General features: G+C 44.7%; 26 protein-coding genes. 16 read left to right on the forward strand and 10 right to left on the reverse strand.

Annotation, left to right across the window (positions count from 1 at the left end; all coding sequences use genetic code 11):
* On the reverse strand, window positions 1-909 hold a 909-nt coding region (locus tag JGK22_RS24120; protein ID WP_366026514.1), incomplete at its 3' end, for an RNA-guided endonuclease TnpB family protein.
* A gap of 42 nt (window positions 910-951) precedes the next feature.
* Window positions 952-2,724 (reverse strand): CHASE2 domain-containing protein, encoded by a 1,773-nt coding sequence (locus JGK22_RS24125; protein ID WP_293192843.1) that lies wholly within the window; start codon window positions 2,722-2,724, stop codon window positions 952-954.
* Window positions 2,725-3,035: 311 nt separating this feature from the next.
* Here JGK22_RS24125 and JGK22_RS24130 point away from each other — a divergent pair, with 311 nt between their 5' ends.
* The 8 genes from JGK22_RS24130 (at window position 3,036) to JGK22_RS24165 (ending at window position 8,916) form a co-directional block, all read left to right on the forward strand.
* Window positions 3,036-3,203: a DUF928 domain-containing protein gene (locus tag JGK22_RS24130; RefSeq protein WP_293147650.1), complete on the forward strand. Its 168-nt coding sequence runs from the start codon at window positions 3,036-3,038 to the stop codon at window positions 3,201-3,203.
* Entirely contained in the window at window positions 3,184-3,327 is a 144-nt protein-coding gene (locus JGK22_RS24135) for a DUF928 domain-containing protein (protein WP_293180170.1), read from the forward strand. The genes JGK22_RS24130 and JGK22_RS24135 overlap by 20 nt, the downstream gene beginning before the upstream one ends.
* Before the next feature lie 258 nt (window positions 3,328-3,585).
* Window positions 3,586-4,323, forward strand: coding sequence for a DUF928 domain-containing protein (locus JGK22_RS24140; protein ID WP_293192845.1), 738 nt, complete (start codon window positions 3,586-3,588; stop codon window positions 4,321-4,323).
* A 143-nt stretch (window positions 4,324-4,466) separates the two neighbouring features.
* Entirely contained in the window at window positions 4,467-5,201 is a 735-nt protein-coding gene (locus JGK22_RS24145) for a DUF928 domain-containing protein (RefSeq protein ID WP_293147644.1), read from the forward strand.
* A 275-nt stretch (window positions 5,202-5,476) separates the two neighbouring features.
* On the forward strand, window positions 5,477-6,217 hold the full coding sequence (locus tag JGK22_RS24150) for a DUF928 domain-containing protein (protein ID WP_293180164.1): 741 nt from the start codon (window positions 5,477-5,479) through the stop codon (window positions 6,215-6,217).
* A gap of 47 nt (window positions 6,218-6,264) precedes the next feature.
* Entirely contained in the window at window positions 6,265-7,059 is a 795-nt protein-coding gene (locus JGK22_RS24155; RefSeq protein ID WP_293212729.1) for an HAD family hydrolase, read from the forward strand.
* Window positions 7,060-7,452: 393 nt separating this feature from the next.
* Window positions 7,453-8,670, forward strand: coding sequence for a DNA double-strand break repair nuclease NurA (locus JGK22_RS24160; protein WP_293180158.1), 1,218 nt, complete (start codon window positions 7,453-7,455; stop codon window positions 8,668-8,670).
* Between the two features lie 27 nt (window positions 8,671-8,697).
* On the forward strand, window positions 8,698-8,916 hold the full coding sequence (locus JGK22_RS24165; protein ID WP_293180155.1) for a hypothetical protein: 219 nt from the start codon (window positions 8,698-8,700) through the stop codon (window positions 8,914-8,916).
* Window positions 8,917-9,092: 176 nt separating this feature from the next.
* Here the strand turns inward: JGK22_RS24165 and JGK22_RS24170 are convergent, their stop codons facing one another.
* Complete coding sequence (locus JGK22_RS24170; protein WP_293180152.1) at window positions 9,093-11,138, reverse strand: ABC transporter ATP-binding protein; 2,046 nt, start codon at window positions 11,136-11,138, stop codon at window positions 9,093-9,095.
* Window positions 11,139-11,340: 202 nt separating this feature from the next.
* Between JGK22_RS24170 and JGK22_RS24175 the strand changes: the two genes are divergently transcribed.
* The 4 genes from JGK22_RS24175 (at window position 11,341) to JGK22_RS24190 (ending at window position 14,944) form a co-directional block, all read left to right on the forward strand.
* A complete protein-coding gene (locus JGK22_RS24175) occupies window positions 11,341-11,874 on the forward strand; it encodes a GNAT family N-acetyltransferase (protein WP_293219167.1) in 534 nt (177 codons plus the stop codon).
* 55 nt (window positions 11,875-11,929) lie between these two features.
* On the forward strand, window positions 11,930-12,091 hold the full coding sequence (locus tag JGK22_RS24180) for a GNAT family protein (RefSeq protein WP_293180282.1): 162 nt from the start codon (window positions 11,930-11,932) through the stop codon (window positions 12,089-12,091).
* A gap of 6 nt (window positions 12,092-12,097) precedes the next feature.
* Window positions 12,098-14,200, forward strand: a complete 2,103-nt coding sequence (locus JGK22_RS24185) for a VWA domain-containing protein (RefSeq protein ID WP_293313934.1) — start codon at window positions 12,098-12,100, stop codon at window positions 14,198-14,200.
* A 222-nt stretch (window positions 14,201-14,422) separates the two neighbouring features.
* The gene (locus tag JGK22_RS24190; protein WP_293206317.1) at window positions 14,423-14,944 is read left to right on the forward strand and encodes a GNAT family N-acetyltransferase; all 522 of its coding nucleotides are present in this window, start codon (window positions 14,423-14,425) and stop codon (window positions 14,942-14,944) included.
* A 159-nt stretch (window positions 14,945-15,103) separates the two neighbouring features.
* On the opposite strand, the gene JGK22_RS24195 is transcribed toward JGK22_RS24190, so the two are convergent.
* Complete coding sequence (locus JGK22_RS24195) at window positions 15,104-16,435, reverse strand: tetratricopeptide repeat protein (protein ID WP_293313937.1); 1,332 nt, start codon at window positions 16,433-16,435, stop codon at window positions 15,104-15,106.
* A gap of 21 nt (window positions 16,436-16,456) precedes the next feature.
* On the opposite strand from JGK22_RS24195, the gene JGK22_RS24200 reads away from it, so the two are divergent.
* The 4 genes from JGK22_RS24200 to hisC all read left to right on the forward strand — a co-directional run bounded on the left by JGK22_RS24200 (window position 16,457) and on the right by hisC (window position 20,753).
* Window positions 16,457-17,746 carry an esterase-like activity of phytase family protein gene (locus JGK22_RS24200; RefSeq protein ID WP_293242912.1) on the forward strand — a complete coding sequence of 430 codons (1,290 nt, stop codon included), beginning with the start codon at window positions 16,457-16,459 and terminating at the stop codon, window positions 17,744-17,746.
* Window positions 17,747-18,047: 301 nt separating this feature from the next.
* A complete protein-coding gene (locus tag JGK22_RS24205; protein WP_293242909.1) occupies window positions 18,048-18,902 on the forward strand; it encodes an alpha/beta hydrolase in 855 nt (284 codons plus the stop codon).
* Window positions 18,899-19,612: a glycerophosphodiester phosphodiesterase family protein gene (locus tag JGK22_RS24210; RefSeq protein ID WP_293206324.1), complete on the forward strand. Its 714-nt coding sequence runs from the start codon at window positions 18,899-18,901 to the stop codon at window positions 19,610-19,612. Before JGK22_RS24205 ends, JGK22_RS24210 begins: the two co-directional genes overlap by 4 nt.
* A gap of 94 nt (window positions 19,613-19,706) precedes the next feature.
* Window positions 19,707-20,753 carry a histidinol-phosphate transaminase gene (hisC, locus tag JGK22_RS24215; protein WP_293313940.1) on the forward strand — a complete coding sequence of 349 codons (1,047 nt, stop codon included), beginning with the start codon at window positions 19,707-19,709 and terminating at the stop codon, window positions 20,751-20,753.
* Between the two features lie 104 nt (window positions 20,754-20,857).
* Here hisC and JGK22_RS24220 read toward each other — a convergent pair whose 3' ends face one another.
* The 6 genes from JGK22_RS24220 to JGK22_RS24245 form a co-directional block, all read right to left on the reverse strand.
* Window positions 20,858-21,325, reverse strand: a complete 468-nt coding sequence (locus JGK22_RS24220; protein ID WP_293203445.1) for a type II toxin-antitoxin system VapC family toxin — start codon at window positions 21,323-21,325, stop codon at window positions 20,858-20,860.
* A complete protein-coding gene (locus JGK22_RS24225; protein WP_293203443.1) occupies window positions 21,319-21,636 on the reverse strand; it encodes an antitoxin family protein in 318 nt (105 codons plus the stop codon). Before JGK22_RS24225 ends, JGK22_RS24220 begins: the two co-directional genes overlap by 7 nt.
* Before the next feature lie 344 nt (window positions 21,637-21,980).
* Window positions 21,981-22,781, reverse strand: a complete 801-nt coding sequence (locus JGK22_RS24230) for a class I SAM-dependent methyltransferase (RefSeq protein WP_293313943.1) — start codon at window positions 22,779-22,781, stop codon at window positions 21,981-21,983.
* A 137-nt stretch (window positions 22,782-22,918) separates the two neighbouring features.
* Window positions 22,919-24,559, reverse strand: coding sequence for a 2-isopropylmalate synthase (locus tag JGK22_RS24235; protein WP_293180116.1), 1,641 nt, complete (start codon window positions 24,557-24,559; stop codon window positions 22,919-22,921).
* A gap of 214 nt (window positions 24,560-24,773) precedes the next feature.
* Entirely contained in the window at window positions 24,774-25,295 is a 522-nt protein-coding gene (locus tag JGK22_RS24240) for an NYN domain-containing protein (RefSeq protein ID WP_006633075.1), read from the reverse strand.
* A gap of 128 nt (window positions 25,296-25,423) precedes the next feature.
* A partial coding sequence (locus tag JGK22_RS24245; RefSeq protein ID WP_293225688.1) for a hypothetical protein occupies window positions 25,424-25,611 on the reverse strand: 188 nt, incomplete at its 5' end.

The following is a 25,611-nucleotide window of genomic DNA, read 5'->3' on the forward strand; positions in this document are numbered from 1 at the left end:
CATTTTGCATTTATACTCTAACTGTCGCCTGAATTCGTAAAAACCTAAGTCGGATATTGCCCCAGCCAGCTTGTGATTTGCCAGCATTCCGCTGACATTCAAGTCTTCAATCTTAATTCGCAAGAAAGTCTGGGCTAAGTAAGTCGTCAACTTGTGAAGGAAGTCTTTACGAATGCAGGCAATTTTTGCGTGAATTTGGCTGATTTTGTCGTAGGTTTTGCGTTGGTTGTTAGAACCTTTCACCTGCCTTGATGCTTGGCGCTGTAACCGTGCCAGCTTGGTTTTCGCTTGTTTTAGGGGTTTTGGTGCATCAAACACTTGATTGTTTGACAGGGTGGCGAAGGATTTGACACCTATGTCAATTCCTACAGAACTTTCTCTTTGTCGCATCGGTAAACGTTGGGCATCAACACAGAAAGAGACGAACCAGCGATTTCCTTCTTTTGAGAGCGTGAAAGTCTGAGAAACAAAACTGCATGAGAGTGGCTCGTGCAATCGGAATGTTCCCAGTGTGGGAATTTTAATAGTCCTGCCTGCACTTAACAAAACTTTGCCGTTTGACGAATCAACCGTGAATGATTGACCGTCACGGCGGCTGACAAATTTTGGATGACCGGCTTTCCCCAAACGATACCTCCCAAACGCATGACTCAAGTCAATCAAAGCGTTTTGGTAAACACGAGAAGACAACTGATTCATCCAAGTACATTCAGGTTGTTTCTTGACGTAGTTAGTGAGAACTTTCTTGATTTCGTTGATGACCTTTGAGTCGGAAAACTCACCTGCACCGTACATTTGGACTCGCAGGCTCAAACCCATGTTAAATACCACGCGCCGAAATCCTGCGTGTTTTGCCATCAAGGTCGCTTCTTGATTATTCAATTTGAGCGCTCGCTTGACGGCAAACATGGAACTGACTCTCAGCAATCAACTTTAGATAAGTTTAGCAAACTATTTGCCACTTAAGTCTTGCTCTTCGATCTTTTTGTCTGCGTTCCGGCGCTGCCGCATCTGCTTTGCCCTGGCTTGCAAATCGCTGAACCCCTCATCAGGTTGGGTTTCGCCAGAACTAGCACTCGCGCCAGGATCGATCGCGCTTTCTGTTTTTGAGTCGCTTTCCGATGCAGTCGCGGCGGCCCGCTGCTTCTGCTGTTTGGCTTTTAGCTGCAACTGAGCTAAGAATTCGTCTGCCTCGCTTTGGGCCTGGGGAAGAGCCGCAGCACCGAGCGTTATTTCTTGGGGATCCGACGGAGTTTTTTCAGAGGTATCTTTTTTGCTACTTTTGAGTTCATCTTTTTTGAGCTGCAATTCTTTAAAGAAATCTGATTCTACAATGTCTGCAACTTGTTGTTCTTTTTGGGCTTGGTCTATTTCGATTTTGAATACTTGTTTTACGCGATCGGTAATTGCTTTCCCGTATGCCGATTTATTAAATCTGTCTGCTGATACAATGCTGCCACCAGTTAGAATTAATGCTAAGGCTGGCGCTGCTACAGGCACCCACCCTCCCAACAGAAAAATCCCAAAACCGATCGCGCCACACCCCGACAGTATTGCTGCGAATGTCAGCGCCAGCTTCCATGGGTGAGCCATCCGCGATGCCATGGTTCCTCCCACAATTGACCATCCTGCAATCCACAGGATTTCTGCCCATTCCGGCCAAAACCAAAACATCGGTCTCTTGTCTAAAACAGCACTCAAAATTTGGCTAATTACTTGTGCGTGTACCACGATCCCCGGCATGAATTGGTTTTTTTGCTGCTGCCCACTGTAAGGAGTATAAAATACATCTTTAACGGTTTCTGTGGTGTAACCGATCAGCACTATTTTATCTTTAACTAAATTCGGACTGACTTTCCCTTGTAAAACATCGGTAATTGTGACTTTGTTTGCGACTTGGCTCCTGGAGTGATAATTAATTAGTATTTGATATCCCCTCGCATCGACATTGCTATATCCTCCGTCATTGCTTTTTAATTTTTTAAATTTGGTTTTTCCCAGCCATAAAGATTGATCTGCTGCCAGTCTGGGAAAAATTTTATACTTTTGCAGGTAGCGGAGTGATAGCTGGAGGTTGAAGGAAGTTAAAACTTGAGAATTGTCATTGCAAAGATGTTTTTCTACCGAATTATCGCCCTTAATTATCGGTGGTTTCATAAATAATAAAGCCCTGCGGAGTATGCCGCCCGGATCGATTCCAAAATCTGCAAATCCCACCCGGTTTGCTGACATTCCCGGAGGAGGGGGAGAACCGGGAGTGTCGGGGCCTCCGTCGGTGACTAAACATACCCCGATAATTCGATCGCTTTTTTGTAAAACTTTAGTTAATTCCTCACGCCCCTCTCCTAAAGGTACATCTCGCAGTACGTCTAAGCCGATGACTGTCGGCTGCATTTTTTCTAGTTTTTGTAATATTTCAGCTATTTTGCGATCGGATATCGGCCATTGCTTTAGTTTCTGAATATCTGCTTCGGTAATCCCCACAATTAGCAAGCGCGGGTCTGGCTTTTCGTCGGGACGCCATCTCAGCATTTGGTCGTAAGCGCTTAATTCTACTGGTTCCAGTATTCCTAGGTGTCTAGTCCCGACCAACGATAATGTTACTGCCGCGGTGGCAATTAATACAGAGCTAACAACTGTTAGTGATGGTTTATACAGTTGACTCAATTGAGCCGCTGCCGAACGAATTTTGTCAGATAGAAATTTGTTAGATATTTTAGTCATTGCCACAATATAAAATTTTGACTCGTTTCACCGAACAGCAGTTATGTTGCTTGTCGGCACCTACACGAGACTTCCTCCATCTTAGAACACCCGGAAACTCCGACCGATTTGTAACAAAACTTTACATTTCGCTACCAGCGAAATGTATATGGAATAACAGTCGCGACCTCGACCGCTGGATTTACCGTCCCCAGAATCCAGTTGCAGCTCCAATTAATTAATGTTATTGATTTGTCAAGGTTCAAATTCTGTATCTGCGGTGTGAGACTAGCTTCTCAAAAATATTGGTCGCCAGCAGGGAGAAAAAATTTATGTACCAAAAAACATTTAAAGTTGATGAATCCGGGATTGTTGAAATTAGCATTCTCGCTACGGGGGACAGCAACAAATCACTAGAAGTTGGCAAGCGTTACGTGCGATCGTTTTCGATGATTTGCGAACCAGACGCTCGATCGGCAGATGGCAGATACAGTTGTTAAAGGGTTCGTAGAGCGCATCGCACCCCAGCCAACTCTCAATAGCGATTTGGCAAATCCCGACCCGATGACGTGGCTCGAAGTTTATGCTAAAAATGAGATTTGGTACGAAACTCTCGCTACTTGAACCCAAATGCGGCGACAGACACCGAGATATGCGAGACCCAGAGCCAAGTAGACCTAATTGTTTCAGTCCCAAGGACTGGAATCAGTGGTAGGTCAATCGCTGGTTGAGTCTCTTTAAAAATCGCTATTTATTGAACTTTTTTCCTTCTTTTGATGGCGATGCGAACAATCAAAACTTGACCGGATCGCGCCCGGGCTGAGAACTCCAGACTAACAGTAGAGACGCGATCTATAATATATCTATAAGGTTGGTGAAAAAATGAAACGTTTTCTACATTTTACTGCACTCGCGATCGCTGTATGTGCGATCGCACTTAGTGTCCCCAGTTTCCTGCCACCGATGCAGGCAGTGCCTGCACCAATGCTGCTGAGTCAGAATGTTAAATTTAAACCTCCCGATGTAGACGCCCCCGACAACAGGCAATCGGCGACGCATCGAGGGAATGCTTGTCCGCAGGATTTATCTATTGTTCCTTTAATACCTAAAAGCAATGATGGTTTAACCATAGCAGAATCGCCAACATTCTTGGCCTATGTTTCTCACCCTTCGACTCAAGTGGAGTTTACATTGCAAGCTGACGATGGAAAAGGAATCGATGCTTATAAAACGACTTTCAAAGTTGACAAACCGGGGATAATAGAAGTCAGTATTCCCAACAAAGGGGAGGGCAAAAAAACTCTGGAGGTTAACCAGCGGTATCAGTGGTCGTTTTCCGTGGCTTGCAATGACGATCCGTCGGGAAATTATTTTGTTAAAGGGTTTGTGAAGCGCATTGAACCCGAGGAAACTCTCAAGAAAAATTTGGCAAATCCTGACCCTATGGCTAGGGCTATCGCTTATGCTGAAAATAATATTTGGTACGATACAATTGGTACTCTAGCCCAAATGCGGCGAGGATCACCCAATGATGCGAGTCTGAGGGCCGAGTGGAAGCAATTGTTGCAGTCCCAAAAACTCGAATCAGTTGCCGATCAACCGCTAGGTCAGTCTTTTTAAGCCTCCCTATTTCTCAAGGCTTTCTTTTGTCCTTCTTCTGAGGCTGTGAAGATTGACAAATTAAACCGATCGCCCGCTGCGATTCTTACTCCTAGTCTGGAGTAAAAATCCGAACCCTGATTTTATTCTATCTGGTGAAAAAAATGAAACGTTTTCTACATTTTACTGCACTGGCGATCGCTGTATTGGCGATCGCAATTACTCTCCCCAGCTTGTTTTCACCGATGCAGGCTGTCCCTGCACCAACTCCCCTGGGTCAGAATGTTAATTTCACACCCCCAGAGGTCACAGCCCCCGAGAACCGCCAAGGGGGAGCGCATCGAGGCTGTCAGTTGCAGGATGGTTTATCGATTACTCCCTTAATACCTGAAAGCAATATTGGCTTAACCCTAACAGAGTCGCCAACATTTTTTGTCTATGTTTCTCAACCGGCGGCTCAAGTAGAGTTTGTTTTGCTAAACGAAGATGAATCCGAAGTAGTCTACGAATCTAGTTTAAAAGTTGACAAAGCTGGAATTGTGGGAGTTAGCCTTTCTGACAAAGGTAAGACAAAAAATATTGAGGTTGGTAAGCGATATGTCTGGTCGTTTGCACTGGCTTGCGATCCTCAGGAACGATCGGGAGATTATATTATTAAAGGATGGATGCAGCGAGTTGAACCGCAAGGAACTCTCAAGAGCGCTTTGGCAAATCCCGACCCGAGGGCGAAGCTGATCGCTTATGCTAAAAATGGCATTTGGTACGAGACTCTGGCGACTTTAGCCCAAATGCGTAGTGTCGCACCCGATGATGCGCGGCTGAAGACTGAGTGGACGCAATTGTTGAAGTCCCAAAAACTCGAAGCAGTCGCCGATAAACCCCTAGTTCAGCCTCTTTAAGCGTCCCGATTTCTCAAGGCTTAATTTGTCCTTCTTATGAGAATCTGAAGATTGACAAATTAAGCCGATCGCCCGCTGCGATTCAAACTCCTAGGGATGATTCATTCAGTTGACAGTTGACCGCTTGACAGTTGAGAGCGACCTCTACCTCGAAGGAAGAGGATTGGAGTAATGAATAGTCTTCTTTTAATTTCTCCCGATCGGGCGGGCGGGCTTTAAACCAATTCTTTCTGGTAAAAATGCCAGGCCCAACATTCCTGCTATGCCGTTAAAAAATGAAACGTTTTCTAAATGGGGTTGCACTGGCGATCGCCGCATTTGCGATCGCACTTACTCTCCCCAGTTTAGTGCCACCGATGCAGGCTGTCCCTGCACCAATTCTGCTGAGTCAGAATATTAATTTTAGACCTCCAGATTTAATAACCCCCGACAACCGACGAGGAACACCTGCGTTCCTCTCCCCCTGTCCGGTGGATTTATCTATTATTCCTTTAATGCCTCCAACTAATATCGGCTTAACCCTCACAGAGTCGCCGACATTCTTTGCCTATGTCTCTCTCAATTCGACTCAAGTCGAGTTTATTTTGCAAACTGACGATGAAAAACTAACCGAGGTTTACAAAACTACTTTCAAAGTTGACAAGCCCGGGATAGTTGAGGTCAATATTCCTAAAAAAACCGATCGCCAAACATTTATTGAGGTTAAGAAGCGATATCAGTGGTGGTTTTTGGTGGCTTGCGATCCTGACGATCGCTCTTCGGACTATTATGTTAAAGGGTTCGTGCAGCGCATTGCACCGCAGGAAACTCTCAAGAACGATTTGGCAAATCCCGACCCTATGGCGAGGGCGATCGCCTATGCTAAAAATGGGATTTGGTACGATACTATTTCTACCCTAGCCCAAATGCGGCGACAAGCTCCTGACGATCCGATGCTGAAAGCAGAGTGGACGCAATTGTTGAACTCCCAAAAACTAGAATCGATTGCCTATAAACCGCTAGTTCAGTCTTTTTAATCGAGACTATTTAGCCAAATCTAAAATCTAAAATCTAAACTCGCTTGATGACTAATAACTCTCCAACAATTCTCGCCCTTGATTTTGACGGTGTAATTTGTGACGGACTAATCGAATATTTCCAAACCGCTTGGCGTACCTACTGCCAAATCTGGCAATCAGTCGAAATAGTCCCCGATGCAGATTTAGCTTTGAGTTTTTACCGAGTGCGGCCAGCCATCGAAACCGGTTGGGAAATGCCCCTGCTGATTCGCGCACTGCTGACAGGAATTACCGAAGAGCAAATTTTGCTAGACTGGCCAAACATTGTCCCGCAGTTATTGACCGAAAATAATTTAAAACCCCAGTCTGTCGGCGCAATGTTAGACGGACTGCGCGATAATTGGATTGCTGAGGATTTAGCTGGGTGGCTGTCTTTGCACCGCTTTTATCCCGGAATAGCCGATCGCCTGCACTCGTTACAGGATAGTTCGGTCAAAGTCGCGATCGTCACCACCAAGGAAGGCCGTTTTGTGCGGGAACTCTTGCAGCTAGCGGGCGTACAAATGCCGTCGGAGTTAATTTTTGGCAAGGAATACAACAAGCCGAAACACCAAATATTGCGGGAATTTTTGGCAGCTTCTGGCAAAGATACGACTATTTGGTTTGTGGAAGATCGGTTAAAAACTTTGGTTTCTGTGAAGCAGCAGCCGGATTTATCTCAGGTGAGGTTGTTTTTGGCTGACTGGGGTTACAATACTTTGGCAGAACGGGAATCTGTGGCTCAAAATCCACCTGTTCAATTGCTTTCTCTGTCGCAGTTTGCCGGAGATTTTGTCGATTGGCTGCCTGACGAATGTTGATCTTAGACTTGTTGGGAGGGAGATTTTTTTTCGCTTAGCAGAGTCAAAAAAAATCCCCAAATTTTACACTTTTTTTGTTGACTTTTGCGGCGCTGGTATGGTATTATTATATAATGGGATGGTTGCAAAAATAATATTTTTAAACATATTCCCATTATGATATAAATATAACAGGAATTCCCCAAAAAATCAAGCATACCGACAAAAAAAATCGATTTTTTTTTGTCGGTGACTGTAATAAAATAGGTTCGTAGTGAGGACTTTAGTCCTTATTTTCCAGGTTCGTAGTGAGGACTTTAGTCCTTCTTTCCAGGTTCGTAGTGAGGACTTTAGTCCTTCTTTTCCCGAGGACTTGCATTCCGAACGATCGCACCAATCTGAGACTTAAAACCAATGCTAGATTTAACTAAAGCAGCCAAAGCAATGCAGGGAATGAGCCAGCATTTGAATGTGGAGGCTTTGGCGGCTCGCCAGCGTTTGCAAGTGGCTCAGAATTTGCTGGAACAGGCGGCAGTGGGACAAGAAAAATTGGTAGAATTGCAAGAGAGTTGGAGCGATCGCACTTTATTCAATGCAGCCACGCCGATCGAGCCATTGTCCGATCGCACCTACATCACCGCACCGCCCGCCGCCCACACAGTCTTCGCCACAGACGGATCGCAAATTTCGCCCAGCCATCACGAAATCGCCTACTGCTACCTGATCAACGTCGGTACAGTCATGCTGCACTACGGGCAAAGCCGCCACCCAGTATTAGACAGCGTGCCCGAAGTTTTCTACAAACCCGAAGACTTGTATGCTTCGCGCCAGTGGGGAATTAGAACCGAAGAGTGGATGGGATACCGGCGCGCCGTTTCCGAAGCCATCGCCCTCGCGGAAATGGGCTGCAATTGGGCAAAATTTAACGACAATCAACTACCCGCGCCAACTTTGGCAATGGTAGATGGTTCCCTGATTTACTGGTTTTTGGAACAATTACCTAGCGAAGCGCGCGATCGAATTTTGCAACCAATTTTAGAAGCTTGGGACAAATTGCGCGTAGCAAAAATTCCCCTATTAGGATACTTGAGCGCTTCTCGCAGCACCGAAAGCTTATCTTTTTTGCGGTTTCAAGCTTGCACCCACGAAGTACCAGACTGCATGACAAACTGCCCCAACGTCGGATTTTCTGCCACCAGTGCTTTCGATGAAAAAGCACCTTGTCAAGAATTTGAACCCCTACGAGATTCCGTCTTGTGGGCCACAATCCTGCTACCCGGACAAAGAAGCCCGTTGTGGAAATCCCACGCTCGAATTTTAGATTTATACGGTCTCAATCCCATCTATTTTTGTTACGTTCATGTTGGCACAGAAATTGCTAGAATAGAAGTTCCGGAATGGGTAGCACAAGATAAGACAGAGCTAGATTTAGCCTTAGGAATGATGCTAGCTCAAGTACACAAAGGCGGCGGCTATCCCGTGACGCTAGCAGAAGCCCACAACCAAGCAGTAGTCACCGGAGGCGATCGAAGTAGCTTTTTTGCTTTGTTAGAGCAGCAAATGATTAAAGCAGGTTTAAAAAATGTCGGTATTTCTAATAAGGAAACCCGGAAGCGCGGTAGTATTGCTTGAATTAAAAATAAGAGTTAAAAATGTTATATGCCAATAGAGTTAATCATCTTAATTGCTTCCTTACTTGTTTCTTGGCTGGTATTTAATTGGGCTTTTAAAGTATTGAAAGCCAGCGTTGGTACAGCGATTGCTCTAGCAGCAATTGTGCTGGCGATGCAGTTATTGTTTGGTATCGGGCCAAATCAACTTTTTCAACACATCACTCACCTGCCACAAACCCTTGGGAAAATAATTTTTGGCAGGTAATCCGATTTTAGATTTCAGATTTTAGATTTCAGATTTGTTCTCTCATCTAAAATCTAAAACCGCAAATCTGCCGACTTTAGGAAAAATATTCCTTTCTCCTTACTTCCTTCTGTCAACTGTCAACTGTCAACTGTCAACTGTCAACTGTCAACTGTCAACCGTCAACCGTCAACTGTCTAACTTCCCAGCATTTGCAGCTTGTACAAACTAGCATACAAACCTTCTTGTTGCAACAACTCTTCGTGGCTGCCAGACTCTACTAACTGCCCGCGTTTGAGCACCAAAATGCGATCGACATTTCGGATAGTCGAGAGCCTGTGAGCAATGATTATAGCCGTTCTGTCCGCCATCAAACGCTCCAGAGCCTCTTGAATCAAAGCTTCCGTTCCCACATCCAAACTAGCAGTCGCCTCGTCGAGCACTAAAATACTGGGGTTGCGAATGGCGGCGCGAGCAAACGCTAACAACTGCTTTTGTCCCCCCGAAAGATTCGTTCCCCTTTCCCGCAATTGCGTGTCATAACCTTGAGGTAATTCTTCAATTAAACGAGCAACATTCGTCTTTTCTGCTGCTGCTCGAATCTCCTCCATCGAGTAACTTTCGCCAAGGCTAATATTGCTCTTCACATCGCCAGCAAATAGAAAGCCATCTTGAATAATAACACCTACGTGTCTCCGCAATTCTGCTTGAGGTAAATCGCGAATATCTATACCATCGATCAGAATCCGTCCTCGGGTGGGCTCGTAAAGGCGGCACAAGAGACGGATGATCGAACTTTTGCCTGCACCAGTAGGGCCAACTAATGCTACTTTTTCGCCGGATTTGATGGTAAAATTGAGGTCTTGCAGAACATATTCGTTTTCTTTGTAAGCAAACCACACATTGTCAAATTGGATTTCTCCGGATGCAGCTTGCTTTGATTGGGCATGAGCAACTAGGGATTTTTGATTGTTAGCTGATAGGCGATATTCAGAAGTTACAGGAGTTTGATTACTTTCTACCAATTCTGGCTCATTTGAAGATAAATTATAAGCAAGTGCCTCTGGATGACCGGCCATCAGCAACGGCGAATAATATTCCCTTCTTCCTGCTTCCCTCTTCCCTCTTCCTTCTTGCTTCTTCCCTCTTCCTTCTTCCTTCTTCCATTTTCCTTCTTCCTTCGCCCCGCTAATTGGATCTTTAATTTCGATCGGTTCGTTGAGAATATCGCTAATCCGTTCGACTGCGGTAAATCCTGCTTGAATAGCCGTAAATTTCTCGGCAAATTGCCGCAGCGGATCGAAGAGACGCTGAGCAAATAAAATGAATGCAGACAGAGTACCAAAGTTAATTGTACCTTGCAGAAGGCTTTGACCGCCCATCCACAAAACGGCTGCAATCGCCACTAAAGCAATCCATTCTAATGTTGCAGATACGGCTGAGTCGTAAAAGATAGTTTTATCAACTGCTTTAATGTAGCATTTATTGGTAACGTTAAACAATTCTGAGTTGAATCTTTCCCGGCGGAATAGCTGCACTACGCCAATACCCGTCAGGTTTTCTTGCAGTTGGGCGTTGAGATCGGAAAGTTCTTCTCTGGTGGTGTAATTTGCTATGCGAAATTGGTTCTGAAAATAAATGATTATGGCGGCAATTGGGATCATCATTAATACCAACATTAAAGCTAGTTGCCATTGCATGGTAAACATGAAAATGGCAATTACTAATATTGAAAATAAATCGCTGACAATCCCGATCGCCCCTGAGGAAAAAACCTCTCCCAAAGCTTCCACGTCACTGGTGAGGCGCGTCATCAATCTGCCTACTGGAGTGCGATCGAAAAATCGCACCGCTAGCGAGGTGACGTGTACAAACAAATCATTTCTAATATCAGTAGTAATAATTTGCCCTACTTTTGTGACTAAATATCCTTGAACTGATTGCAGTCCCAATCTAAATGTTATAGTTAGCATCAGCAAGACTGCCAAAACATTTAATGCAGTAGATAAAGGCAATCCCTGTAAAAATTGATAGGTAGGTTCTGCTCGAATTACCGAAATTGCCTGTCCGATCAGAATCGGTTGAATTGCTCCTGAGACTGCTAGCGGTACTAATAGTGCGATCGAAATAATCAGCAAGCGTTTGCTGCGGGTTGCGTAAGATGCCAACCTCAGGAATAACCGCCAGTCTGTATCGCGGCGGGGTTGGTTTTCGGTGTCTGCTACTGGTGAGGAAATGGTCATTCGATTTTAGATTTTAGATTTTAGATTTTAGATTGCAGAAGCGAGCCTGCTGGTAAATTAGGGGGCTTTTGCTCAGGATAGTGAGCTTTTTTGCTCCGCAGCTTGTAGCGCGGGTGGGCGCTGGAAGTTCGATCGGTCTTTAAGCAGAAAACCTGTAGAATATATCCAAGCAATAATTGTAGCAAATACAGTCAGTTAAATCATGGAATCTTCTACAGCTACAGTAAATTCTTTGTCCCGACAGATAGAAACACCTAGATTGTATCTGAGACAATTTACTCCAGACGATTTAGATGAGCTGTACCGCATCTACAGCGATGCGGAAGTGATGAAGTATCTGAGCGAAGGCGTCAGAAATAAAGAAGAAACAGCAGCAGATTTATTTCAGATAATCGGAGATTGGGAAAAACATGGTTTCGGTTTGTGGGCTGTTGTCAACAAACAAAATAACCAATTGATCGGCGACGGGGGGCTTCGCTTCTTAGGCAAAACATCTGAAGTAGAAGTCGGTTACGTGTTAGCAAAAGCGTATTGGGGGAAAGGTTTAGCATCGGAAGTTGCAGCGGCGACGCTCAAGTATGGATTTGAAGTATTGAAACTAGACAAAGTTGTTGCAGTTGCAGATACCGAAAACAGATCCTCGCGGCGGGTAATGGAAAAAGTGGGGATGAAATACCAGCACATTTTTGACGATTGCGGTCGCGATCGAGTATATTATGCGATCGCAAGACTCTAATATTTTACCTCAAACGAAACCCAACTAAAATATTTTTAGCCAGACAAAATTTGAAATATTAAAGTTGGAGAGAATAGTTGCGATCGCCCGCCCCCAAAATATCGCCTCCCAGCGGGTGATGCAGAAAGTTGGTTTCAAATATGAAAACAACGCTCGTTATTATGAAACTGATGTAGTATGTTATTCAATATCGCGATCGCAATATTCTCAGGAGTAAAAATCTATGCGTAAACTTTTGTTGCAAATAGTGGTGCTAAGTCCAGTAATTTTAACTTTTTGCTGGATGAATCCTAAAAGTGCGATCGCCCTGGAAGTCGATCGCCAAACCAACGCACCAACTCCCACAAATGTCTCTCAATCGGCTGACATTGCACCGAGTAGCTGGGCTTTTCAGGCACTACTATCCTTAGCAAAACGCTACAGTTGCCCGATTGTCGCCCCAGTTGGTACTACTTTAGGCGATCGACCTTTAAAACGCTCTGAGTTTGCGGTAAGTTTAAATAGTTGTTTGGTAAACGTCGATCGGGCGATCGCAGCAGGTACGCCAAAAGTCGGCCCAGAAGATTTAGCCATAGTCCAACGTTTACAGACTGAATTCGCCCCTGAATTAGCGACGCTGCGGGGTAGAGTTGACGCATTAGAAGCTCGTAGTGGTGAATTGGAACAAAATCGAAATCCCCCCCTTTCAGAACCCAATTCTGTACCTTTACCAGCGCCTTCTCCCCAAACAGCCCCTCAGCGAGTGAGACTTAACCTTGACAATCGCGCTCCTAACAATCTTACAGGACAAGATTTATTAAGAACTAGAAATTTTGGCGGCATTAATCAGCCAGTAACTCCACTACCATCACCTACAACCACAGCCTTGCCCGCCCAAACCCAACAATTCGATCGCGAAGGATACAACCGCATTTACGATAACCCCTATCAGCGGGCTAGCAACAACCCGCTTTCCACATTTGGCATCGATGTCGATACAGCATCCTACAGCAATGTCCGACGCTTTATCAACAGCGGCGTGATGCCGCCCAAAGATGCAGTGCGCCTCGAAGAACTAATTAATTACTTTACCTACGACTATCCGCAGCCAAAGGGCGATCGACCTTTTTCAATTAATACAGAAGTCGCCAATGCTCCCTGGAATCCCCAACACAAATTAGTCCACATTGGTTTGCAAGGAAAAAGCATTTCCACCAAAAATTTACCGCCGAACAATCTCGTATTTCTGATCGATGTTTCCGGTTCCATGAATTCGCCCGACAAATTGCCGTTAGTCAAAGCATCTTTGAAATATCTCGTCAGCGAATTGCGAGCCAAAGATAGCGTCACTATTGTAGTCTATGCCGGAGCCGCCGGGTTAGTCTTGCCTCCAACACCGGGCAACCAAAAAGAAAAGATATTAGATAGCATTGACAAGCTAGAAGCAGGTGGTTCTACCGCAGGCGGAGCAGGCATTCAACTAGCCTACAAAGTTGCTAAAGACAACTTTATTAAACAAGGAAACAACCGCGTTATTCTGGCAACGGACGGCGATTTTAATGTTGGCGTTTCCAGCGATGGCGAACTCGTGCGGATGATTGAAGAAAAACGAGAACAAGGAGTCTTTCTGAGCGTCTTGGGATTTGGTACTGGCAATTTGCAAGATGCAAAAATGGAACAGCTAGCCGATAAAGGTAATGGCAATTATGCTTATATCGACAGTTTGTTGGAAGCCAAAAAAGTGCTAGTCACTCAAATGGGAGGCACGCTATTTACCATCGCCAAAGATGTGAAAATTCAAGTAGAGTTCAATCCAGCTAAAGTTCAAGCTTACCGTTTAGTTGGTTACGAAAATAGAGTTTTGCAAAATCAAGACTTTAACGATGACAAAAAAGATGCAGGTGAATTAGGTGCGGGACATTCGGTAACGGCAATTTACGAAATTATTCCGGTTGGTGTCGCCAGCGATGTCAAATTGCCGGAGGTCGATCCATTAAAATATCAACCGAATCCAGCCACTGCTTCTACCTCTCAAACTGATGAATTGATGCAGGTAAAGTTGCGTTACAAAAACCCCAATGAGACAGTGAGTCAGTTAATTACGCAGTCAGTAATCGACAAACCTGTGAAACTAGAAAATGCCTCTGCTAACTTCAGATTTGCTGCTGCTGTAGCTGCTTTCGGGATGGTTTTGAGAGATTCTGAGTACAAGGGAGCAGCTAGTTTCGATCAAGTATTGAAGCTAGCTAGTCAGGCGAAAGGTGAAGACAAGGAAGGCTATCGGGCAGAGTTCATTCGTTTAGTTGAAAACTGCAAAACGCTAGTAGCAAAGATAGGAGTAAAGTAGTTTTGTAGGGTGTGAGTTACCTTGCTTTTACCCATCTATTTGTTACAAGCCTCGGGTGCATCTCACTTTATGCAAATATATTCGTAGGGGCGAAGCATTTCGGCAATAAATCTCTGGTTATGACTAACAAATTGTTTGCCGAAATGCTTCGCCCTTGCACTCATAGAGATGAACCCCCAGGATATGCCTTCAATTTTCCTGCTAGAATAGTGATTGTCCATCATGCAAGAGATAGAGACAGCCCGATTGTATCTGAGGCAATTTACGCCAGATGACTTAGACGATCTGTACCGTATTTACAGTGATGCGGAAACAATGAAATACTTGACAGGAGTTAGAACTAGAGAAGCAACAGAAAGCGCCATTCATGCTATGCTCCAACGTTGGGAAGAACACAACTTCGGAATGTGGGCTGTAGTACATAAAATAGATTGTAAAATGATTGGTCGCTGCGGGCTGGCTTTTCTGGACAAGACACCGGAAGTTGAGCTTGGCTATGCGTTTGATAAAGTTTATTGGAATCAAGGATTGGCGACAGAAGCATCTTTTGCTAGTCTAAACTATGGATTTAACATATTAAAGTTGGAGAGAATAGTTGCGATCGCCCGCCCGGAAAATATCGCCTCCCAGCGGGTGATACAGAAAGTTGGCATGAAATATGAAAAAAATGCTCGTTATTACGAAATTGATGTATTGTATTATTCTATTTTTCGAGAAACTTACAAGTCCGCAGTATCTTCGTAGGAAGAATCTGATTTTTGTAAAAAGCATTTTTCTTTGAGTGCTGTCCTGCTCGCGTATTGTACAATACGCGATCGGGGACAGCACTATAAATACCAAACTGAGATGTTCCCTAAATTACTCGCATCACAATCACAAATTAGCATTATTGTCTGCGGACAACTACGAAGTCCGTTGCAATTGCTTGTTAACCTTAATAATCTTCTTGTCAAAATACTCTTTTCTGTGTCCCAATCTTTTAGCCACTTCCAACCCCTTCTGATAAGCTTCCAATGCTTTCTTGTAATCCTTCATTTCCTGATAAACTTGACCGAGATTGTCGTAAGCACTCATCAATCCGTACCAATTGTAAGCCCGTTCTTCCAACAACAACTGCATTTGATAGATTCGCACAGTCGGTTCTAGCTGTTTTTGCGATCGATAAAGCAGTGCTAATTTATCCAAAGCTTCGCTAGCTTGGGCGTACTGTTGAATGGGGACGGCTAAATTGTAGGCTTCCTGATAGTATTGAGCTGCTAAGTTGATTTGACCTATAGTTTGGTAATCGGTGCCGATCGCAATTTTGAGCGGTGGTATCGCAGCCGGGTTTTGCAGGTTGACATACACAGATGCTAGTTTTTCCCGGGCTGCGATCGCCTTTAGGGGCTGTTTCGACTGTTGGTAAACGTAGGCTAACTGTCTCAGAGTATCCACCTCAGTCGGAGGAGTTACAGGCTGTGGTGGCGCGCCATTTCCCGCCGTTACAGCAGAATTTGGTACAGCAGCATTAGCAGCAAATACAGCACGGTTTTCCTGAATTAAAGTTGCCAATTCCTCATACACGGGAGCCGCTTTATCGTAACTCAGCCAATTGATGTGAACAAGTGCGATCGCCTTTAAAGTCTGACCCTGAGCCAATATATCTTGATTTTGGCGCGCATTTTCGAGGATTTGTTGGTAAACTTCTACGATCGGGCCTTTAGCGCGCACCTGCCCAAAAGCCGCAGCTAAAGCCGGGAGCAACTCAGTATTTACCGGCACTTGCGATTTAACTTGTTTGTGAATTGCTTGCAGCCGTTTAGTAATAAGCTGAAGTTCCAGGTTTTTATTGCTACTCCAAGCCACACTTCCCACCCGACTCAAAGCAGCAATTTCCGCCGCCGGGCCAAGATATCGGCGCAGTCGCAATTCTCGAAACCAAATATCAAAAGCACCAGCCCCATCTCCAGCTTGCAGTTTAGCCGCTGCTTCTAAGCTTAGCTTTTCCAAAGCTGCACTCAGATCCTCCCGCTGAGTGCTACTCAAAGATTCAGTAGCGGGTTTTAGGGGATCGGGTGTGGTAAGTTCTAGAGGATTAGGAGAAAATTGATCGAGGGGTGGTGGATTAGTTTGGGCGCTAGCAATTGAACCAGTACACAGCCAGAAAAGCAAGCACCCAATTGGCAAAGAATTTCTCATTCTTAAAATTTGGTTGCCACCATTCGGCAGCCCTGCACGAAACATCAAGTTTTGCATACTTACAAAACGGTATAAATTATGTCACAAAGATGGCACACAAGCCAACTGTTCAACAATAGCAACAAAATAAAACTTACCGCACTGAGCAATTATTGGAATTTACAGGCTTTGGGCGATCCTCTTCGTTGGCGTAGCCCCCGTAGGGGCGGGCTTCGCCAACGCATTTTGCGCCTATTCAGTTTAGCTCTAATTTTCCTAACTGTATGCACAGCTTGCGCGGCCCCTCCCGCCGTTGCTAGAGATCGCTCTTTTCCTGAAATATCCCTAGGCTTTTTGGGCGAGTACCAATTGCCAAAAATCAACTTTGAAGGATCGCCAGTCGGCGGTTTATCAGGCATCACCTACGACGCCAAAGGTATTAGTGGTGTTACTTCCAAGGCTTATCGTTTTTACGCCCTTTCCGACGACAAAAGCGAAAACGGAGAAGCCAGATTTTACAGTCTCCGACTCGATCTTAAATCCAGCGATCCAGCCAATATTAGCCTCGAAAAAGTTTCTGTTGAAGGCGTTACATCCCTCAAAAAAGCAGACGGTGAAACCTTCCTTTGGGGTTCCATCAATCCCGAAGGTATCGCCCTGTCTCCACGGAATTCAGTATTTGTCGCCAGCGAAGCCAGCCCTCCTTTTGTCGGAGAATTTGACCTCACTACCGGGAAATTGCGAGGAAATTTGCCAATTCCCAAGCGTTACATCCCCGATACCAACGATGAACAACAACAGCAAGGAGTCCAGAAAAGTTTAGGTTTTGAATCCTTGAGTATCGACCCAGAAACCTTTAGTCCGGGCGGTTTAGATCCGTTTAGGTTGTTTGCAGCGACAGCAGCGCCGTTAATTCAAGATTTAGACCCAGAACAGGCAAGCAAACTCCGTCTTTTACATTATATCATCGTCGATAAAACTCCGCAATTAGTCTCGGAAAATCTTTACCAGCTAGACGAAGTTCCGATGACTGTTTTGAACGAATTAACAGAATTGGTAACGATTGGTGGAGGTCAATTTTTGAGTTTAGAGCGTTCCTTTGGGATATCGGGATACGGTGCTAAAATTTATCAAGTAGCTGTTGGGGCGGCGACAGATACTTCTAGAATCGAAAGTTTTAAGGGGCAACTAGGAATGGTTGAACCTGTGAGGAAAAAGTTACTATTAGACTTGAATGAACTCGGAATTCCGCTGTACAATTTAGAGGGAATGACTCTCGGCCCGCGTTTGCCAGATGGTAGCCAAAGTGTGGTTTTGGTGAGCGATGATAATTTTGAGGAAGCTCAGAAAACTCAGTTTATTTTGTTGAGTTTAAAAGGTAAAATTTAGGATGATGATGGGGAGCATCTCAGTTTTGCATTTAATAGTGCGAGCGTCCCCGCTCGCGAGTCCTGCAATACTCGCGAGCGGGGACGCTCGCACTACAATAAAAAATATTTTTTGCAACAATGAGATGCTCCCTGATGATGTTTGGTATCAGCAACCTATTGGCTCGGAGTCATTGGTTTGCTAGCAAGTTTTTTGGTGAGCATTTTAGTCCTAGTTTATGGATGCGGACTAAAGTCCTCACTACAAACCTTTTGCGTATTCATGAAATTAGTCAAAAAATGGGTTTTTCAACTTATTCTATATGCCTGCACGCCACAGTTTAAAATTACCAGATATCGAACTTTTTTATCTAGAATGGAACTCACAAACAGGGACAGAAAAAGTTCCGCGTTTGCTACTGTTGCACGGTTTAGCAGATAGTGGGTGTGTCTGGACGAGCTTGGGCAATTACTTGTCGAACCGCTATCATATTGTAGCGCCAGATATGCGCGGCCACGGAGAGAGTGACAAACCGGAAACCGGCTATACTTTTGCAAGGGCGATCGCAGATTTGGAAGCTTTGATGGCACACCTCAACTGGCAAAATGCCCACATTGTCGGACATTCTTGGACGGGAAAACTAACATTAATTTGGGCGCGGCAAAATGGCGATCGCATTTCGAGTATGATTTTAGTAGACCCAATCTTCATCAGCAAACTGCCCGCTGTGATGAAACTCAGTCTACCAATAGTTTACCGCAAATTAGACTGTCTCAAATGTATGGGCCCGTTTGCAACTTTAGCCCAAGCCGAAGCAGCCGCCAAACAATCGGGAGAATACGCAGGTTGGAGTGAAGTGCAACAAATGATCTTCCAAAACCAAATCGAACAAAAATTAGATGGAAGTTGGGGAAGTAAATTTGTGATTCCCGCCAGAAATCAGATATTTACCGAAGTGATGGAAGTTGCCGGTTTAACGGAAAATATTGATATTCCTACTTTGTTTGTACAGCCGGAAACAGGCGTAAATCGCATGGATTGGCAAATGCAGCCCTACAAAACATACTTGCAAAATCTGACAATTGTCAAAGTACCGGGGAATCACTGGTGTTTTTTGACTCAACCGGATAGTTTCAATCAAACCGTGGCAGATTTTTTAGAGGGCGCAACACTGTGAATTTAGAAATTATTGCACATCGGGGATTTTCGGCGATCGCCCCTGAGAACACTTTAGCAGCATTTTCCAGGGCGATCGCCCGCAAAGCCGATTCGATCGAGTTTGACATCCAGCTATCGGCTGACGGTGTGCCCGTGGTTTTCCACGACGCCACGCTGGATAGAATCACCGGAGTTTCTGGTAAAGTCAGGGAAACAAACCTGTCAGACTTGCAGAAACTCAATGCTGGTAAATGGTTCAGCGATGAATTTTCACGGGAAAAAATCCCCACCTTCAAAGAAGCCTTAGCTATCCTCAAGAATGTTGACAAATTTCTCTATTTTGATGTCAAGCCTCACTGCGAATGGTCGGATACAGAAGTTGCGGAGTTTGTCAATACTTTGCACCGTGCAGGAATTCAAGAAAAATGCGTTATTACCTCGTTTAGCGAGAAATTTCTCGGACAAGTGCGGCGGCTAAATGGCGATTTGGCGATCGGACACATCGTTGCTAATTTAGAAGCATATAAAACTCAATTGTCTCAAGCTGTCGCCCATCGCGATAACTTGATTACCAGCCTGTATCGTGTTTTATTGGAAAACCCCGCACTAATTCCAGAAACCCGCAATCAAGGAGTTGACATTGTAGCGTGGACTGTGGACGATCGCACAAATATGCAAAAGTTAATTGATTTGGGTATAACTCGGATTGTCACTAATTGTTTGATATGATTTGTATCACTTGATATCTTGCACCACGATCGAGAACGGGCAAGATGCCCGTTCCACAAAACTCATTGCCTGTTCCACAAAACTCAATTAATAGATGAATTATTTTCGCCAAAGCATCCACGAAATGTCCGGTTACGTACCGGGAGAACAGCCACCGCTAGGCACAAAAATTATTAAACTAAATTCTAATGAAAATCCCTATCCGCCTTCTCCCAAAGCCTTAAAAGTGCTTCAGGAAATAGACCCAGAAATGCTGCGGCGCTATCCAGATCCAACTGGTAAAACTTTCCGCATCGCCGCTAGTAAAGCTTTGGGGGTTCCTGACGATTGGATTGCCGTAGGTAACGGCAGCGATGATTTATTAAACTTGATAGTTCGCGCTGCGGGCGAACCTGGAAAACCCGTTGTTTGTCCCTCACCTACCTACGTATTGTACCGCACGCTGGCAGAAATTCAAGATGCAGAATTTGTCGAAGTTCCCTATCCAGACGACTACAAATTACCCGTCGATTTGCTAATAGCAGCTAAAGGTTCTGTGACATTTGTAGCTTCGCCAAATAGTCCCTCGGGAACAGCGATATCTGTGGCAGATTTGGAGAAACTTGCTCAAGAATTATCTGGCATTCTGGTCATCGATGAAGCTTATGTAGATTTTGCCGAAAACAATGCTTTGGAATTGACAAAAAAGTACAGTAATGTTATAGTTTTGAGAACGCTTTCCAAAGGTTATTCGCTAGCAGGATTGAGATTGGGTTTTGCGATCGCAAATCCGGCACTGTTGGCTGAATTAAATAAAATCAAAGACAGCTACAATGTTGATGCTATAGCCTATGCGGTGGCGGCGAGTGCGATCGCAGATTCAGACCACAAAACAGCCAACGCCGACAAAATCAAGGCTTCCAGAGCAAAACTAGCCGTTAGTTTCCAGGACTTAGGCTTTGAAGTTTGGCGATCGCAAACCAACTTTTTGTTAGTCAGGCCGCCCAACGGCGATGCAGAAAGGATTTATCAAACACTCAAAGAACGGGGAATATTGATTCGATACTTCAATCAGCCGCGATTGGACGATAAATTGCGAATTAGTATAGGTACAGAAGAACAGAATCAAATATTACTTAAAACCTTGAAAGAAATCCTCTAGATAACCAGGTTCGTAGTGAGGACTTCAGTCCGCATCAGGTTCGTAGTGAGGACTTCAGTCCGCATCTATCGGAGGACTCGCATTCCTCACTACCAACCGTTTGATTATGGATAATTATTAGGATTGTCGATCGCCAATCCGGCAGACTGAGCAATATTCAGCAGTCTGTTGTCAGCCGAAACAAAAACCAGTTGAGTTTCCGACACCGAAATGAGAGTAGATTGAAACCGCAAAGCTGATGCTAACTGCACAGAATCATAAGCCCGCAGCGGATGCTGAATCACCAATTCAGTGGCTGTTTCTATCAAAGTTGGATTTATATCTATGACTCGGTATTCATTTTCAAAATCCTCCCTAACTTTTTGCACAATTAAATCAAAGCGCTCCGCAGACAAACTTCCATCCCGCAGACGGCGTGCAAAGGCGCTGTGTACCTCCACCCAAGTAATCTGGCTAATAACTAAATCGCTGTTGGTAGCAGGATCAGTAATCGATAAAATCCAGTCACTGCCTATTTCAGGCACATATCGTTTGACTAAAGCGCTAGTATCGAGAAAATAAGCATTTACCACGGGCCACGATCCTCGATAATGATTTCTGACAGAGGCTTACCTGGTAGCGGTTCCATTTTTTTCATCAATTCGCGCCACTGCTGCTCGCGTTTGATTAATTCGCCTCGATCGAGCTTATTCTGTTTTTTGGGAAAACGCACCAATCCTCGTACATCCATCAACTTAATCGCCTTTTCGCGATCGTCCTTCAATTCTTCCAGCGAAACATCAGCTACAATGTTAATTTGTACAGTTGCCCCATCTTGGAAAGACACGGAACTCAAGGGTCGAAAAACTCCGTTTTCGTAGACAGCAGTAATAGTTTCTGGCATAATTAGCCTCTAAATTAAATGCTTAGACTTATTGTACTTCTTTTATAGCTTGAAGTAGGGTGCGTCAGCTACGATTATTTTTGCTACAAACCCACAATCTCAAAACTGACACACCCGATCGCCAATGGTGCGTCAGAATCATACTTTCGGTGGTGATTTATCATCTCAAAACTGACGCACCCTACCACTAAAATCATCTTATACCAGTTTTTTATGAGGCTGCATAGAATTCCGATCCCCCCTAGCCCCCCTTAAGAAGGGTGGGACAGGAAGCGCTCAAAGTCCCCCTTCTTAAGGGGGATTTAGGGGGATCGAGATATATGCAACTTCACATTAAATTGGTATTACTTCGTGGCCACCACAGCCAAATTCCAAGCCAACCGCTTCATCAAAGGCAACTTCTTCAAAAACCCATCCAACCCTTCCAAACGAGAATATTCCGGCTTCAATCTTTCTTGTTCAAGAATAATCTTCTTCCAATAACGCTCATCATTCGGATGCACTTTTTCAATCAAATAAAAGCGCAAAAAAATCCACAGCGATGTCAACCAAAACGTATCGTAAGCCGTCTGCGAAAACAGAGATTTAACAAGTTTCACAATATTAATATCCAAAGGAGTTTCATCCTCAGTCCGCACCTCGGTCGCCATTCTGCGGTAAACATTAATCACTGGATTGTGCTTCATCGGGTCCCAAAAACAAGCTTTGCCACCCGGTTTCAGGACGCGGTACATTTCGCGAATCGCTTTTTCTGGTTCCGGCAAATGGTGCAACAAATTAGAAGCGTAAACAATATCAAAACTGTTGTCTGGAAAATCTAGCGCCATTGCATTGACGGTGCAACCTTCTATGGTGACGCCGTTTTTTTCTGCCAATTTCAGCGCAACTTCTACCATGCCCTGAGAATAGTCTGCTGCGACGCAATGCGCGCCTTTCTTCGCAAAATAAACGCTATTTTCTCCGGCGCCACAGCCTAAATCTAACAGGCGTTTGCCTGTAATATCGCCCATTTGTTTGAGGATAAATCTATTTTCTGGGGCGGTGCAAGCTTCAAAGTAATCATTGACTCGAATGCCGTCAACATCGATTGTGGATGCCCAAGCATCGTGGAATTGTCGCTCTTTTTTTAAAGTTTCGTCTTGCATTTTTTTAATGTTTGTTGTTGGTAAAAAAAATGAAACCGCAGATGAACGCCGATTAACGCAGATTTATTGAGATTTATCTGCTTCGATGGGCGTTCGCCTGCGGTGTATTTTAGCAAGGATGGCTGAGAATCAATTTATCAGCGCTGTGCTTCTGCGACAACTTGATTTGCGATCGCAGTTGGCTGTTCGGAGGATTTTTCAGGATTAGGCTGCAATGACACGTACAGCCGATTTAAGGCGCTGATGTATGCTTCGGCGGAGGCGACGATGATGTCAGTATTGGCTGAGTGTCCAGAAAATACTTTCCCTTCGTGGCGCAAGCGAATTGTTACTTCGCCGATCGCATCTATGCCCGCTGTTACCGATTGTACAGAAAACTCGATCAACTCGTTTGGTACGTTTACCACGCGGTTAATCGCCCTGTAAATCGCATCTACAGGGCCGGTGCCGATCGCAGCATCGGTCAATTCTTCGCCCGCCGGATTCCGCACAGTAACCGTGGCTGTCGGCCGCGATTTGTCCCCGCAGGAAACCTGTACCAATTCTAACCGGAAAAGTTCGGGAGCTTGGTGGACTTCGTTATTGGCGATCGCCTCCAAATCCCAATCGGTAATCTCTTTTTTCTTGTCGGCTAAATCTTTAAACTTGACAAAAGCCTTATTTAGCTCATCATCTGCCATTTCAAAACCCAACTCTTTCAACCGAGTTTGAAATGCGTGGCGGCCGGATAATTTGCCCAAGATAATTTGATTTTCCGTTAAGCCGATCGACTCAGCGTCCATAATCTCGTATGTCAGCTTATTTTTCAGCACCCCGTCTTGGTGAATTCCCGACTCGTGGGCGAAAGCATTTGCTCCCACAATCGCCTTATTTGGCTGCACCAACATCCCAGTCAAATTGGAAACCAAGCGGGAAGTTTTGTAAATTTGGCGCGAGTCAATATTTGTCAGGGGTTCGTCAGAATCCGCAGGTCTTCCCAAGAACGGATTAAAATATTGGCGCCGCACGTAAAGCGCCATTACCAACTCTTCCAAAGCCGCATTTCCCGCCCGTTCCCCAATCCCGTTAATCGTGCATTCCAACTGTCTGGCGCCATTTTTTACAGCTTCCAAAAAGTTAGCAACCGCCAATCCTAAGTCATTGTGACCGTGAACCGAGATGATTGCCCGATCGATATTCGGCACATTTTCCTTAATTCCCCGAATCAAATCCCCATACTCGCTGGGAGTTGTGTAGCCCACAGTATCGGGAATATTCACAGTAGTCGCCCCGGCCTCGATCGCCCTTTCTAGAACCTGATACAAAAATTCGCGATCGGAACGACAAGCATCCTCCGGCGAAAACTCCACATCATCCACAAAAGACTTAGCATAATCCACCATTTCCGGCACAATTTCCAGAACCTCAGCCCGCGTCTTTTTCAGCTTATATTCCAAGTGAATATCAGACGTAGCCAGAAACGTATGAATTCGCGAATTTACCGCTGGTTTAATCGCCTCGGCTGCTGTTTTAATATCCGGCTTGCGCGCCCTTGCCAAACCGCAAATTGTCGGCCCATCTTCCGTCCCAACAGTCCGAGCTATTTTTTGGACAGCCTCAAAATCTCCCGTGCTAGTGAAAGGGAAACCTGCTTCAATCACATCCACGCCCAATCGCGCTAACTGACGGGCAATAGTTAGCTTTTCGTCCCCATTCAAAGATGCCCCCGGAGATTGTTCTCCGTCCCGCAAAGTCGTATCAAAAATAATAATCCGGTCTTGACTTGGTTGAGTTTTCATAGCTCTAAAAAAGTGTTGTCCTGATTTTTACTTGTCCCCTATTCTGGGCAATTAGTGCCAGTCACCAGTCTGGTGTTTCGCGCCCATAACGAATAATTAATAATCAATAACCCATAACGCCTGACTAATGACTGATGACCAATAACTAATGATTAATGAAATCGGACTGGTTCGGGTGTCAACTGTCAACTGTCAACTGTCAACTGTCAACTGACTAATAATCCATTTTCTCGATATGTTCCCGAATTTCATTTAGGTCTATATACCTATCAGTAGCATTTCGCAATTCTCTAGCAATCATTCCTTCGGTAGATACCACAGTAATGTGAGTATTTTTCGATCGCAATAGCTCGATCGCCCTCTCAAAATCCCCATCCCCGCTAAATAGCACAACTTGGTCGTACTGATCCACCGTATTAAACATATCAACCACAATTTCTATGTCTAAATTAGCCTTTTGAGAATATCGGCCCGAAGCATCATCGTAATATTCCTTAAGAATCTTAGTGCGAACCGTGTAACCCAGACTGATCAATGCATCTCGAAATCCCCTTTGATCTTGGGGGTCTTTCAAACCCGTATACCAGAAAGCATTGATCAAGATGACATTTGGCTGCGAAGTTTTGAAATATTCGAGCACCCTGCGTGGATCAAAAAACCAGCCGTTCTTTTGTTGAGCGTAGAACATATTGTTCCCGTCCACAAAAATAGAAAGGCGGTTCATTAAGTTTGTCATAGAACTTAGACCTAATAATTGTAGAAAGAAGTTAATCTAAATATCACATTTTAGCAATATGGAGCTAACTGAGGCAATAGATTAAACTTCAGAAAACTCCATCCCCCCAGTATTTCATATTTTTGCCTCTACCGCCAGAGGGCTCTTTTAGGGGTGCTTGCATTCGATCGACCAACCTTCAAAAACCCGACTCTCAGTAACTCGGTAGAGGCTGTGGTTTGAACCTCCCCAGGGCTAAAGCGACGGGGATTCGGGCCCACCCAAAAGGGCGACAGTGGGACATTCAAATATCCCTCTAGACCCTCAAGCTTGTGGC

The sequence above is a fragment of the Microcoleus sp. PH2017_08_TRC_O_A genome, from assembly GCF_020738665.1.
Classification (GTDB): domain Bacteria; phylum Cyanobacteriota; class Cyanobacteriia; order Cyanobacteriales; family Microcoleaceae; genus Microcoleus.

Coding starts and splice junctions, on each gene's coding strand:
- JGK22_RS24125 (WP_293192843.1), bottom strand. CDS start 2,724: ATGACTAAAATATCTAACAAATTTCTATCTGACAAAATTCGTTCGGCA.
- JGK22_RS24130 (WP_293147650.1), top strand. CDS start 3,036: ATGTACCAAAAAACATTTAAAGTTGATGAATCCGGGATTGTTGAAATT.
- JGK22_RS24135 (WP_293180170.1), top strand. CDS start 3,184: ATGGCAGATACAGTTGTTAAAGGGTTCGTAGAGCGCATCGCACCCCAG.
- JGK22_RS24140 (WP_293192845.1), top strand. CDS start 3,586: ATGAAACGTTTTCTACATTTTACTGCACTCGCGATCGCTGTATGTGCG.
- JGK22_RS24145 (WP_293147644.1), top strand. CDS start 4,467: ATGAAACGTTTTCTACATTTTACTGCACTGGCGATCGCTGTATTGGCG.
- JGK22_RS24150 (WP_293180164.1), top strand. CDS start 5,477: ATGAAACGTTTTCTAAATGGGGTTGCACTGGCGATCGCCGCATTTGCG.
- JGK22_RS24155 (WP_293212729.1), top strand. CDS start 6,265: ATGACTAATAACTCTCCAACAATTCTCGCCCTTGATTTTGACGGTGTA.
- JGK22_RS24160 (WP_293180158.1), top strand. CDS start 7,453: ATGCTAGATTTAACTAAAGCAGCCAAAGCAATGCAGGGAATGAGCCAG.
- JGK22_RS24165 (WP_293180155.1), top strand. CDS start 8,698: ATGCCAATAGAGTTAATCATCTTAATTGCTTCCTTACTTGTTTCTTGG.
- JGK22_RS24170 (WP_293180152.1), bottom strand. CDS start 11,138: ATGACCATTTCCTCACCAGTAGCAGACACCGAAAACCAACCCCGCCGC.
- JGK22_RS24175 (WP_293219167.1), top strand. CDS start 11,341: ATGGAATCTTCTACAGCTACAGTAAATTCTTTGTCCCGACAGATAGAA.
- JGK22_RS24185 (WP_293313934.1), top strand. CDS start 12,098: ATGCGTAAACTTTTGTTGCAAATAGTGGTGCTAAGTCCAGTAATTTTA.
- JGK22_RS24190 (WP_293206317.1), top strand. CDS start 14,423: ATGCAAGAGATAGAGACAGCCCGATTGTATCTGAGGCAATTTACGCCA.
- JGK22_RS24195 (WP_293313937.1), bottom strand. CDS start 16,435: ATGCAAAACTTGATGTTTCGTGCAGGGCTGCCGAATGGTGGCAACCAA.
- JGK22_RS24200 (WP_293242912.1), top strand. CDS start 16,457: ATGTCACAAAGATGGCACACAAGCCAACTGTTCAACAATAGCAACAAA.
- JGK22_RS24205 (WP_293242909.1), top strand. CDS start 18,048: ATGCCTGCACGCCACAGTTTAAAATTACCAGATATCGAACTTTTTTAT.
- hisC (WP_293313940.1), top strand. CDS start 19,707: ATGAATTATTTTCGCCAAAGCATCCACGAAATGTCCGGTTACGTACCG.
- JGK22_RS24225 (WP_293203443.1), bottom strand. CDS start 21,636: ATGCCAGAAACTATTACTGCTGTCTACGAAAACGGAGTTTTTCGACCC.
- JGK22_RS24230 (WP_293313943.1), bottom strand. CDS start 22,781: ATGCAAGACGAAACTTTAAAAAAAGAGCGACAATTCCACGATGCTTGG.
- JGK22_RS24235 (WP_293180116.1), bottom strand. CDS start 24,559: ATGAAAACTCAACCAAGTCAAGACCGGATTATTATTTTTGATACGACT.
- JGK22_RS24240 (WP_006633075.1), bottom strand. CDS start 25,295: ATGACAAACTTAATGAACCGCCTTTCTATTTTTGTGGACGGGAACAAT.